Below are 12,160 nucleotides of genomic sequence, written 5' to 3' on the forward strand. Positions count from 1 at the left end.
CGCACGAGTCGCGCACCGAGCGCGCACCGGCCCCGGTCAGCTGCTCAGGACGGACAGGGCCTGGTCCGGGGTGAGGGCGGAACCGCGGGAGCTCGCTGAGGCGTACCCCTGCTCGCCGAGCTCGGCCACGATGCCGGCCGCGACCTGCGCGGCGAGCTCGCTGCCCTCGGGGGTGGTGCGTAGTTGCAGGGCGGTGACCGTTCCGAGGAGCTCGGCCGCGCGGCGCGGGTCGCCGGTGGCGAGCGCGAGGGAAGCGAGGCGGTCGACGGCCTCGGCCATCACCTGATAACCCAGCATGCCGTTGTGGACCACAAAGACTGACCGGTAGTGATCGGCGGCCGCAGCCAGGTCGCCGCGTGTCTCAGCGATCCGGCCGAGCATCACGAGGATGGCCATCCGGGTGCCGTCGGCGCCGTACCAACCGGCCGGGCACGCGGCGAGCGCCGACTCGCAGCGGCGTGCGGCCTCGTCGAGGGCGCCCTGGCGCAGGGCGACGGCGCTGGAGCCCAGCCGGGCCGCGGCGACCAGTTCGAGCGCGCCGCACTCGCGGGCCAGCTCGGCGGAGCGGGTGAAGTCCTCCTCGGAGCCGGCCAGGTCGCCGGCGCTGAGCCGGCCCTCGCCGCGGCCGCGCAGCAGGTCCGCGACGTCGACAGTGGAGCCCAGTTCGGTGGCCAGGCGCAGCGCTTCGCCGATGGGTTCGATGGCGGCGGCCGGGTCGCCGCGCCAGACCGCGAGTTCGGCGAGGCCGGAGAGGGAGAGCATGGTGCCCCAGCGTTCGCCGATCGCCCGGAAACCGGTCAGCGCCGCGGCGAAGTCCGGTTCGGCGGCCTCCGGTCCGGCGCCGGCGAAGAGCAGCATCCAGCCGCCGCCGATGCCGCTGAGCGCGTTGATCCACGGGTCGTCGCCGAGCCGGGTGCTCAGCTCGTGGTTGAGCGTGACCACGTCACCGGGCGGGGAATCCGGCGGGCCGACCGCCATCGCCGACAGGTAGAGCAGGAACGGCTGCACCGGCGGCCGTTCCAGGCTGAGCAGGTAGCGATCCCACGGCGCCGCGGGGCGGGCGCCTCCGAGGGCGGCGTTGAACACGCAGACCACGTACTCCTCGGTCAGGCCCGGCGGCGGTTGCGGGCCGGCCTGGCGCAGCACGCGCTCGCCGAGCGCGGTGGCCTCGGCCCGCAGGCCGCGCAGCCACCAGTAGAACGACAGCGCGGAGACCAGCCGCAACGCGGTCCGGGTGTCGCCGCGCCGCAGGGCGGCATGCAGGTTGTCCCGGTCGGCGTCGAGCAGCGCGAGCCAGGAGAGCTGGTCCGCGGTACGCAGTCGCGGGTCGGCGGTCGTGGCCAGCCGCAGGAACCAGGCGGCGTGCGCCTCGGTCAGCCGCTGCCGCTCACCGGACTCGTCGAGCCGTTCGCTGCAGAAGGCCCGGATGGTGGCGAGCATCCGGTAACGGTCGCCGTCCCGCTCGATCAGCGACTTCCCGACGAGCCCGGCGAGGATGTCGAGGACGTCGCCGTGATCCGGATCAAACGAACAGACCGCTTCGACACCCTGGATGTTCGCGCTGCCCGCGAAGATGGTGAAGCGCCGGGCGAGCACCCGCTCCGGCTCGGTCAGCAGGTCCCAGCTCCAGGCCACCACGGCGTACAGGGTCCGGTGCCGCGACTCGGCGGTGCGGCTGCCTTTCGACAACAGCCGGAACCGGTCGTCGAGCCGCGCCGCCACCTCCTCGACGGTCAGCGCCTGCAGCCGGGCCGCGGCGAGCTCGACAGCGAGCGGCTGCCCGTCCAGCATCCGGCAGATCCGGCGCACCGCGGCGGCGTTCTCCGGCGTGACGCTGAACCCGGGCGAGACGTCAGCGGCCCGATCGGCGAAGAGCCGCACCGCCGGGTAATCGAGGAGATCCGGAGGTGCCGGTTTTTCGGGTGGTGCGGGGAGGCCGCCGACCGGCTGCAGTGATTCGCCGGTGATCCCGAGCGGCTCCCTGCTGGTGGCGAGCACCCGCAACCCCGGCGCGCCCGCGAGCAGCCTCCCGGCCAGCGTCGCGGCCGCCTCGATCACGTGCTCGCAGTTGTCCAGCACCAGCAGCAGGCGCCGGTCGGCGAGGGCGACAACCAGGCGGTCGGTCGCTCCAGGCGCCTCGGCGCCGGCATTGGCATGGGTACGCTCACTGAGCCCCGCCTCGCGAAGTCCGAGAGCCTCCAGAACGGCGCGGGGCAGGTCGTCCCCGGTCGTGGCGGCCAGCTCCACGAAACAGGAGTCCCCGGCATATCGCCCGGCGACCTCCGCGGAGAGCCGGGTCTTGCCCGCACCACCCGGTCCGTGCAGCGTGACCAGGCGCGCGGTGGCGAGGGCCGTGGTGACCCGGTTCAGGTCGGCGTCGCGTCCGACGAAACTGGTGAGTGCCACCGGGACACCGCGCCGGCCGTGCGTGACGCTTGGCGGAGTCGCCGTTCCGCGCAGGATCGCTGTGTGGATCTCGGTCAGCTCGGGAGACGGGTCGGCACCGAGCTCCTCGGCCAGTGTCCGGCGCGATTCGGCGTACACAAGAAGGGCCTCGGCAGGGCGACCGGCCGCGGCCAGAGCGCGCATGAGCAACGCTCGCGGCCGCTCGCGGAGCGGATGCGCCGCGACCAGCGCGCGCAGCTCGGAGATCGCGTCACCGTCCAGAGCGGTGCTGGTCAGGAGCAGTTCCGCGGCGAAGAGGTCTTCGGTGGCGGTGAGGCGCAGCTCGGTCAGGCGGTCGGCGTGCGCGGCGGCGAACGGCGCGTCCCGGACATCGGCGAGGGGCTCGCCGCGCCACAACGACGCCGCTTCGCGCAGGGTGGTCGCCGCCCGGTGCGGATCGCCGGCGGACAGGGCGTTCCGGCCTGTCGTGACCAGGGCGGCGAAGTGATGCGCGTCGACGTCGGCGGGTTCGATCGCCAGCCGGTAACCGGCCGGTTCCCGCTCCACCGGGAACGTCTGGCGCAGGCGGGACACCTGCGACTGCAGCGCGTTCGCGGCGCCGGCCGGCGGGTGCTCGCCGTAGAGACCGTCGATGAGTCGCTCGATGCCTATCGGACGGCCCGCGTCGAGCAGCAGCATCGCCAGGAGCGCGCGCAGCCTCGGACCGCCGAGCGGGATGGCCCGGCCGTCGGAGTGATCCGCCCGCAGGGGACCGAGGATGCCGAACCGCATGGCGACGATTCTGTCGGTTGTCCCGCCGCTTGTCGCACCCGGCGCGCTGGATGTCAGGCTGCCTGACTGGGGTATGACTCGACGGCGCTGGTCACGCGGTTGCGGCCGGCGTTCTTCGCGGCGTAGAGCGCCCGGTCCGCCGCGAGGACCAGTTCCGCCGTGGTGGCGGCGCCGGGCATCCCGGCCACCCCGGGCATCCCGGCGACCCCGACCGAGACGGTGACCCGGATCAGCCGGGAGTCGGCCACCGCGATCGGTGCGGTGCCGATACCGCGCCGTACCTGCTCGGCGATCTCGCGGGCCTGCTCAGGGCCGGTCGCCGGTAGCAGGACGGCGAACTCCTCACCGCCGTACCGGGCGACCACGTCACCGGCACGGACCATCTCCGTGAGCCGGTGGGTGACCTCGACCAGAACCCGGTCGCCGCCGTTGTGCCCGTGCGTGTCGTTGACGTTCTTGAAGTGGTCGATGTCGAGCAGCAGCATGCTCAGCGGCAGGCTGTGCCGGGCGGCGCGGGCGCTCTCGGTGCCGAGCGCCTCCTCGAAGAACCGCCGGCTGCGCAGCCCGGTGAGCCCGTCGGTGATCGCGGCGTTGCGCTGGGCCCGGACGAGGCCGGTCATGCGTACCAGGACCAGCAGGAACAGTGCGTTGCAGACGATCGCGGCAGCGATCGTGTCCGGGTCGTCGTGCCGGAGCTCCTGCACCAGCATCGACGTGGGCGCGGTCATCGCGGCCACGGCCAGAAGGCCCAGGCGTGCTGTCGTGGCGTCCGGGGTGGCCGTGCTGGACCGGCTCACCAGGGTCGGCGCGGCCGGGTGCAGGACCGCGGCGGCGAAGACGAAGCCGGAGGTCATCCAGAACGCGTCCAGGTAATCGCCGGCCTGGAACGTCTGGTTGATCGACTGATAGCTGTAGAACGTGTCGGCGAACAGCACCAGCGCGAGATAGAGCCCGATCATCCGCAGCGGGGTGCCACGCGGGCCGGCGCCGAGCATCAGCCGGGCACCCACCACGATCAGCATGAGGTCGCCGATCGGGTACGCCACCGAGACGAATCCGACGAGGTCGGCCGTCGAGCTCCGCATCATCGGGCCGATGACGAACTCGTACACCAGGAATCCGCCGCCGACCGCGACGATCGCCGCGTCGATCATGCTGGCGCCGTCCCAGCCCGGTGTGCGCCGCCGCACCATGAGCAGCATGCCGAGCGCGAGCATCGGGTATGCGGCCAGGTAGAAGACGTCGGCGACGCTCGGGTAGACCTCCTCGTGGTTGACCAGCGCCACGAAGTAGTACGTGACGTCGCCGGTCACGCCGCACAGCGCCGAGCCGGCGATCACCAGCATCACGGTCCGCAGCTCCGGGTGCCGGCGGGCGGCGACGAGGCCGCTCGCCGCGAGGGTGCCGTTCGCACTGCAGTAGAGCGCGACCTGGGCGCCGGCGAGCACGTCGTTGCCGACCAGCACGAAGTAGGCGAGCATGACCAGCACGCCGGCGGCGAGGCAGAGATGCCAGGCCTGGACGCGCCGGTGCTCGCTCATCCCACCAGGATGCCTACGCTCGGTTGCGGATCAGGCGCTGATGGTGATTGCGTTCAGGATCGTGTCGAGGTGGGCCATCGGGTCCGGCTGCTCCGAGGTGAACACGTCCTCGTACCAGACCCGGAACGCCGCGGTGGAACTGCCGACCAGCAGGCGCAGCCGCCAGTCCGTCGCGTCGCCGTCCGGCCGGCGGGCCGCCAGCAGGGTGGCGATCTCCGCTTCCTGCTCGGGCCGGAGCGCGATCTGGGAGACCCGCAGGTGATTGGAGCGCCGCGCGACCAGGCGCAGGGCGGTCAGCAGTTCCCGGTGCTCCAGGGCGAAGCGGCCCACCTCGCGCTGGGCCTGATGGAGGGCGTCGGCGTCGGAGATCTCCGGTGACGACGCCAGGAGGTGGTCGGTGAGCAGCGTGGTCATCCGGCGTACCGGCTCGACGACCACGTCCTCCTTGCTGGCGAAGTAGCGGTGGAACGTCCGCGGGGCGATGTCGGCGGCCGCGCAGATGTCGGCGACGGTGACGTGGTCGTACCCCCGCTCGATGAAGAGCCGCCAGGCGGCCTCGACCGCGCCGAGCCGGCTCTGCTCGCGCTTCCGTTCCCGCAACGTGGTGATCGTCTGCTCCTTCTGGTGCCTTCTGGCTGGTGACGCCGGTCTCAAGAAGCGTCTCACGCGACGCTCCGGAAACCTGGAAGTGGCAGTCTCTGCCTCGTGGCACATTCTGCCACGAAATCTTAGGAGTATTCATGTCCGAAGTCGCCGTCGCGGCCCCCGCCGAGGCCGCGGGCAAACGTGGCTGGTCGAGCCGTCAGGTGCTCGTCCTCCTGGTGATCGGCACCGCCGCGCTGATGGTCTCGCTGACCCAGTCCCTGCTGGTGCCGGTCCTGAACGAGCTCGGCACCGACCTGAACGCCGGCAGCGACGGCGTGGCCTGGCTGCTCACGTCCACGCTGCTGGTCGGCGCGGTCGCGGTGCCCGCCTTCGGACGGCTCGGCGACCTGTACGGCACCAAGAAGATGGTGCTGATCTCGCTCAGCATGCTGGTGCTCGGCTCGCTGGTCTGCGCGTTCTCCGACTCGCTCGCCCCGATGATCGCCGGCCGCGCGATCGTCGGTCTCTCGGTCGCCACCGTGCCGCTGAGCATCAGCCTGGTCGGCGTGGTCCTGCCCCGTGAACACTCCGCCGCCGGTATCGCCCTGATCAGCGCGATGCTCGGTGTCGGCGGCGCACTCGGCCTGCCGCTGTCCGGCCTGGTCGCCGAGTACGCCGACTATCACGTCCTGTTCTGGATCTGCGTCGCCGGCGGCCTGCTCGTCATCCCGCTGATCGCCCGGATGGTGCCGGCGCCGCAGCGGGCCGGCCAGGGCCGGATGGACATCCCCGGCACGATCCTGCTCGGCGGCGCGATGCTCGCCCTGCTGCTGCCGCTCGCCCAGGGCGACTCGTGGGGCTGGACCGACCCGCTGACGATCGGCCTGCTCATCACCTCGGCCGTCCTGCTGGCCGTCTTCATCATCGTCGAGCTGCGGATCTCGTCGCCGCTCGTGGACGTGCGCACCACGGCCCGCCCGGCGCTGCTGCTCACCAACGTGGCGTCGCTGTTCGTCGGCTTCGCCCTGTTCGCCACACTGATCGGCACCGCGACGTACGTACAGATGCCCGAGGTGACCGGTTACGGCTTCGGCAAGTCGATCCTGGTCGGTGGTCTGTGCATGCTTCCCGGCGGCATCATCATGCTGGTGCTCTCGCCCCTGTCGGCGAAACTAGCGCCCCGCACGGCCCTGATCATCGGCTCGCTGATCATCGCGGTCGGCTTCGCCTCCCGCATCTTCCTCACCGACAGCCTGTGGCAGGTCATTCTGGGTGCGACGGTTGCGGGTGCGGGCACCGGCATCGCGTACGCGGCCATGCCCGGCCTGATCTCGCACGCGACCCCGCTGTCCGAGCTGGCCGCGGCCAACGGACTGAACTCCCTGTTCCGCAGCGTCGGCAGCTCGCTGGCAAGCGCGATCGGCGGCGCCCTGCTGGCGGCCAAGACGGTGAGTTTGGGTGGGCATGAGCTGCCGTCGCTGGGTGCATACCAGTGGTTGTTCGCGCTGTGCGCGGGAGCCGCGGTCCTGGCTGCCGCGCTGGCCCTGCTGATCCCCAAGCACTCAGCCACAGCCGACGCCGCAATCCCGGAGTAACCAGCCCCCGAGCCTGTTCCGCCCGGCCCGCGTGGGCCCGGCCCGCGTGGGCCCGGCCCGTGCGGCCCTCGCGCGGCCGGCTTGCGCTTACGGTCGTTGGCTGTCGTCTACGGCGACCGTAAGCGCCAGCCGGCGACCGTGACGGACAGCCGGATCGTGCGTCTCGGGCTTGGCTTGCGCTTACGGTCGTCGGCTGTCGGCTGTCGTCTGCGGCGACCGTAAGCGCAAGCCGGATCGTGCCTCTCGGGACTGGCCGGCGGTTCATGGCTGGCGGGTGGCTCCTGCGGCGACCGTCAGCGCGAGCTGGGGGCGTGGGGTGGTGCGGTGGGTTCGGGCGAACACGAACGCCCTCTGCACCACGAAGCCCGCGGCGAACAAACTCAGCTCGGTCAGCAGCTTCGCGACCGGAAGTGATCCGAACGTGCCGGCCAGGGCGCGCAGCAGCAGAACGTTTGCCACCAGCGAAACCAGGGCCAGGGCGGCATAGCGCGGCGCCGCGTACCGGTGCGGTGCGAGCGGGCCGAAGACCGTGCGGCGGTTGACCGTGTAGTTCAGTGTCGCGCTGACCAGGCGGGCCGCCACCGCCGACGCGATCAGGTGGCCGCTCGCCGTGACGAAGACCGCGAGCAGCGCCGCGTCGGCCGCGAACGCCAGCAGGGACGATCCGGCGAACGCGAAGATCGAACCGAGCAGCGGGCGATAGATGCGCACCGAGTCCTGGAGCGGCCGGAAGTGTGACGACCGGTTGCCGTCCAGATAGACCGTGGCGATCTCCACCTCCTCGATCGCGAGGCCTTCGCGGACGGCGCGCAGCAGGAGCCGCAGTTCGTACTCGAAGCGGTCGCCCGGGGTCGCGCCGAGCCAGTTCAGCACCCACGACGGATACCCCCGCAGGCCGGTCTGCGTGTCCGTTACTGATCGGCCGGTGACGAGCCGGAACAGCACCCGTGTGGCGGTGTTGCCGAACCGGCTGCGGGCCGGCACGTTCCCGGTGAACCGCCGCACGCCGAGCACCATCGCCGCCTCGGTCACGGCGACGCGCGACGCCACCGCCGCGATGTCGGCCGGCCGATGCTGCCCGTCGCTGTCGGCGCAGACCACGTCCTGCCCGGGATGCCGCGCCGCGATATGGGCAAAACCGGTCTTCAGCGCGAAACCCTTACCCCGGTTGTGGTCCAGCCTGATCACTTCGGCGCCGGCTTGCCGCGCGGCTTCGAAGACCTCTGTGTACGCGCTACCGCTGCCGTCGTCGACAACGACGATGCGATACCGAGCCAGGTCCGAGCAGATCTGGACGAGCCGATGGTCGGGCTGATAGGCCGGAATGAGAACGATCATGGCGGTCAGCCCGCGACGTACAGGATGTCGCTGGTGCCACGTTCCTGGCCCTTGCCGAGCGGGTTGTTCACCAGCTCGTCGCGGAAGATCATCGCCGATGACCCGCCACCGTCCAGGTTGTACGCCACGGTCGCGCCCAGGCCTACGAAGATGTCCGCGAACTCCGGCATCGTCACGCCCCGGCTGTAACCCTGGCTGCGCCCGTCAACCACCACGAAGAGCAGGTGGTTCTCGTCGATCAGGCCGACGCCGGTGCGCGGCTGCTGACCCTGGATCGAGTGGTTGCCGAAATTCGTGTCGACCTCGATCTGGTCGACCCCGTCGATCGCCTTCCCGCTCTCGACCAGGCCGGGCCCGAACGACAGGGTGTTCCACACCCCGGCGGCGAGCAGCTTGTCGGCGGTCGTGGCGGTCTCGTCGTAGAGCTTCATCGACCCGTCGGCGTAGAACGCCAGCCCCTGCCGGGCGCCCGAGTCGCGGAACTTCACCCCGTTGCGGATGACGATCCCGGTGTCCCGGAACCCGTAGTAGTCACCGTTGATGGCGAGGACCGCGTTCACCGAGGAGGCGATCTCCGACGGGTTCGCCACGATGTTCTCGCCGAACTGATCGTTGGCGAACGCCGACCGTACGATCGTGGCGTCGGTGACCTGGACGTCCGCGACGAAGTAAGTGATCTTGTCGCTGCCCGATCCGGTCGACACCGTCTCGATCGAGATTTTCGAGGTGTCGCTGGACCAGGTCGTCGCGGTGGCGGTGCCGTCGCCGGCCGCCTCGGCCACCGAGACGTTCTGCGCGGTGAGGGTGGAGGCGCCGGTGACCTCGACGTGGTCGAGGACGTACCGGTCGAGGGCCCAGGCTCCGCCGCCGGCGGCGGCCGCCAGAACGCCGAGGCCGCCGGCCAGGAAACCACGCCGGCCGACGCGGCGAGGGGGACGCTGAGCTGCGGGATTGGCTGTCACAAGGGCTAGTGAACTGCCCTATCTTGTGGCCGCTCTGTGCGTCACCCTAGGAAAGGTCGTCGATTTTGGTCAGCATCCGGCGGAGGAAGTCCGGGGTGCGGCTGGGGTGTTCGGCCTCGATCGAGAGACGGCCGAACGCGGCCGCGTAATTGTCGACCTCCTCGCGCCTCTCCAGGTAGAGGCCGCTGGTGAGGTGTTCGATGTAGACGACGTCCGGCAGCTTCTCGTGCGGGAACCGCAGGATGCTGAACGCACCACCGGCGGCCGCGTGCCCGCCGGAGGAGAACGGCATCACCTGCAGCCGCACGCTGGGGGACTCGGAGATGTCCAGCAGGTACTGGATCTGCTCGCGGAGGACGTCGGGGCCACCGATCGGCCGGCGCAGCACCGCCTCGTCGAGGACTGCCCAGAGCCGGGGAGCATCCGGTCGCTCCAGCACCTGCTTGCGGGCCATCCGCAGCCGGGCGCGGCGGTCGATCTCGCCGGCGTCGGCGGTGTCGTGACCGAGACGGATCACCGCTCGGGCGTACCCGTCGGTCTGCAGCAGGCCCGGGACGAACTGCACCTCGTACGTGCGGATCAGCTCGGCCGCCTGCTCGAGGTCGAGGTAGTTCTGGAACCAGGTGTCGAGCACGTCACCGTACGCGTGCCACCAGCTCGGGGTGTTCGCCTCCCGGACCAGGCCCAGGACCCGCTGGTGCTCGGCCGGGTCCTCCACGCCGTACAGCTGGAGAAGGTCCGTGACGTCGCGTTCCTTGAAGCTGACCTTGCCCAGCTCCATGCGGCTGATCTTTGATTCGGACCCGCGTATTCGGTACCCGGCCTCGTCACGGGTGAGGCCCTTAGCCCGGCGCAGAGCGCGCAGATGCGCGCCGAGCTGCAACCGCCGCACGGTTGCCCCGCCGTTGTCGTTCTCGGTCACCCCGTCAGCCTCCCCTTCGGGGACCGGCGGTGCCCCCACGTGCCGGTTGCGCCGATACTACTGCGTTCCGGCGTGCCGGTTCCAGACGCACCCCCTCCAAAGTAGACGGATTCCGAAGCAGGAATGCCCGGAAATGGACATAACGCGGCCCCCGGTGCCGGAGGAGGTAGGTTCCGGAACCGAGGGCCGCGCGGGGGAGGGGTAAAGCCTGGGTCAGCGACGCCCGCCGCGACCGCCCGCGGGCGCCTCGCCGGCGGTCACCGTGGCGACCGTGGTGGCCGATCCGAGCGAACCGGAAGCGGCCAGGCCTCCGGTGCTGTCGCCGGTGGCGGTGCCGCCGATCTGGATCGTGTACTTCTCGCCGGACGTGATCGCCGACGAGGAGAAGACGATGTTCTGCACGGTCCGGCTGGTCACGTACGTGGCGACCACGTCGCCGGACGCGTCGACGATCTGCACGGTGGTGCCGGCCGCGATCGCGCTGTCCACTGTGGCGGACAGCCAGCCCTGCGCGGAGTCGGTACTCGGGGCCACCACCATGCCGGAGCTGCCGGCCGCGAGCAGCGTGCCGCCGCTGATCGTGAAGGTTCCGTTCACGTCGAGCGCGCCGTTGCCGTTGCCCTCCGGCCCGTTGACCACCACGGTGCCGCCGGTGATCGAGGCGGTGCCGTTGGAGTCGAGGCCGTCGCCGTCCGCGTCGATCACCAGGGTGCCGCCGTTGATCGTCACCGAGAAGTCGCCGACGTCCTCACCGCCACCACCCGGACCGCCGCCGAAGCCGCCACCACCCTGGTCCTCCGACGTGGAGGAACCGCCGGCGGCGTTGATGCCGTCGTCGCTGGAGACCACGTGCACGTCGCCGGAGTTCAGCACGATGTCGGCCGCCTCCAGGCCCTCGACCGACGAGGTCACCTCGATGGTGCCGCCGTCGATGACCTGCGCGCCCTCGGCGTGCACGCCGTCGTCGCCGCTGGCCACGCTGACCGTGGCACCGGTGAAGTGGATCGCGCCGTCGCTGTGCAGCGCGTCGTCGGCGGCGTCGACGGTGGCCGTGCCGCCGGCGAGGACGGTGATCACGCCGGACTTGAGGCCCTTGGCCGAGGCGTCGTCGGCGACCTTCGCGGTGTGCCCGCCACCCGAGACGACCGTGAGGGTGCCGTCGGTGACCACGATGTCGGTGGTGGCGTCGAGACCGTCGCCGCCGGCGGTGACATCGAGAACGCCACCGCTGACCGCGATGTATCCGGCATCGGCGTCTTCGTCGTTGTCCGCCTTCACGCCGTCGCCGCCGGCCGTCACGGTGATCGTGCCGCCGTTCACCACGACGTAGTCCTTGCCGCGGATGCCGTCGTCCTTGGCCTCGACCGTGATCGTGCCGGACTCGATGAGCAGGCCGTCCTTGCTGGTGATCGCGTCGTTGCCGTTGCCGGTGACGGACAGCGAGCCACTGCCGGTGATGGTCAGGTCACCCGCGCTGAACAGGGCCGCGTTCACGTCGGCGTCCTCGGCGTACGACGACGTGTCGGCGAGGGTGTTCGTGGTGCCGTCGGCCAGCACGACCACCAGCTGCTCGGCCTCGGTCGCGGCGATCGCGGCCGTGCTGGAGCTGGTGATCGTCACGCCGTTGAGGATCAGCGTGACGGTGGCGTCGGGTGCGGTCACCACGATCTGGCCGTCGGTCAGGGTGCCGCTGAGTGTGTACGTCCCGGCCGCCGTGATCGTCACCGTGGAACCGTCGATGGTGACGCCGTCGGCGGACGAGGACGCGGAGGTCCCGGAGAGGGTGATCGCGGCGGCGCCGGAAGCGCTGGACGACCCGGCCGTATGCACGGACTCGTTCGCGGCGAGCACGGCGGAAGCGCTCTGGGTGCCGTCGACGGTGGCGGTCGCGGCGGCGGTGACTCCCGAGGTGCTTGTCGAATCGGAAGATGTCGACGCGTCGCTGGAGCAGCCGGCCAGCATCGCGGCGGCGAGAACGGCCGAGCTGACGGCGGCGACGATTTTTCTGCGCAGTCTCATGGGAGCCCAATCAAAGGTGGG

General features: G+C 71.0%; 8 protein-coding genes. 1 reads left to right on the forward strand and 7 read right to left on the reverse strand.

From position 1 onward, the window contains the following. Window positions 1–36 precede the first annotated feature (36 nt). Genes B0I29_RS06580 through B0I29_RS06590 form a run of 3 tightly spaced genes read right to left on the reverse strand, consistent with a single transcriptional unit; the run spans window position 37 to window position 5,384 of the window. Complete coding sequence (locus B0I29_RS06580; protein ID WP_111647914.1) at window positions 37–3,177, reverse strand: ATP-binding protein; 3,141 nt, start codon at window positions 3,175–3,177, stop codon at window positions 37–39. Window positions 3,178–3,230: 53 nt separating this feature from the next. Further along, entirely contained in the window at window positions 3,231–4,718 is a 1,488-nt protein-coding gene (locus tag B0I29_RS06585) for a GGDEF domain-containing protein (RefSeq protein WP_111647915.1), read from the reverse strand. Between the two features lie 30 nt (window positions 4,719–4,748). Beyond that, window positions 4,749–5,384, reverse strand: coding sequence for a TetR/AcrR family transcriptional regulator (locus tag B0I29_RS06590; RefSeq protein WP_245972277.1), 636 nt, complete (start codon window positions 5,382–5,384; stop codon window positions 4,749–4,751). Between the two features lie 74 nt (window positions 5,385–5,458). Here B0I29_RS06590 and B0I29_RS06595 point away from each other — a divergent pair, with 74 nt between their 5' ends. Then, entirely contained in the window at window positions 5,459–6,898 is a 1,440-nt protein-coding gene (locus B0I29_RS06595; RefSeq protein WP_111647917.1) for an MFS transporter, read from the forward strand. A gap of 261 nt (window positions 6,899–7,159) precedes the next feature. On the opposite strand, the gene B0I29_RS06600 is transcribed toward B0I29_RS06595, so the two are convergent. From B0I29_RS06600 to B0I29_RS06615, 4 genes are all read right to left on the reverse strand, one after another. Then, on the reverse strand, window positions 7,160–8,236 hold the full coding sequence (locus B0I29_RS06600; RefSeq protein WP_111647918.1) for a glycosyltransferase: 1,077 nt from the start codon (window positions 8,234–8,236) through the stop codon (window positions 7,160–7,162). 5 nt (window positions 8,237–8,241) lie between these two features. Then, window positions 8,242–9,198 carry a phosphodiester glycosidase family protein gene (locus B0I29_RS06605; protein ID WP_111647919.1) on the reverse strand — a complete coding sequence of 319 codons (957 nt, stop codon included), beginning with the start codon at window positions 9,196–9,198 and terminating at the stop codon, window positions 8,242–8,244. Window positions 9,199–9,244: 46 nt separating this feature from the next. Further along, window positions 9,245–10,120, reverse strand: a complete 876-nt coding sequence (locus B0I29_RS06610; protein WP_111647920.1) for a helix-turn-helix domain-containing protein — start codon at window positions 10,118–10,120, stop codon at window positions 9,245–9,247. 213 nt (window positions 10,121–10,333) lie between these two features. Next, a complete protein-coding gene (locus B0I29_RS06615; RefSeq protein WP_111647921.1) occupies window positions 10,334–12,139 on the reverse strand; it encodes a carbohydrate-binding domain-containing protein in 1,806 nt (601 codons plus the stop codon). Window positions 12,140–12,160 lie beyond the last annotated feature (21 nt).

This window comes from Actinoplanes lutulentus (assembly GCF_003259845.1).
GTDB classification, from domain to species: domain Bacteria; phylum Actinomycetota; class Actinomycetes; order Mycobacteriales; family Micromonosporaceae; genus Actinoplanes; species Actinoplanes lutulentus.

Excerpts from the sequence above, each read along its gene's own strand:
- B0I29_RS06580 (WP_111647914.1), bottom strand. The coding sequence starts at position 3,177 with ATGCGGTTCGGCATCCTCGGTCCCCTGCGGGCGGATCACTCCGACGGC.
- B0I29_RS06585 (WP_111647915.1), bottom strand. The coding sequence starts at position 4,718 with ATGAGCGAGCACCGGCGCGTCCAGGCCTGGCATCTCTGCCTCGCCGCC.
- B0I29_RS06595 (WP_111647917.1), top strand. The coding sequence starts at position 5,459 with ATGTCCGAAGTCGCCGTCGCGGCCCCCGCCGAGGCCGCGGGCAAACGT.
- B0I29_RS06600 (WP_111647918.1), bottom strand. The coding sequence starts at position 8,236 with ATGATCGTTCTCATTCCGGCCTATCAGCCCGACCATCGGCTCGTCCAG.
- B0I29_RS06615 (WP_111647921.1), bottom strand. The coding sequence starts at position 12,139 with ATGAGACTGCGCAGAAAAATCGTCGCCGCCGTCAGCTCGGCCGTTCTC.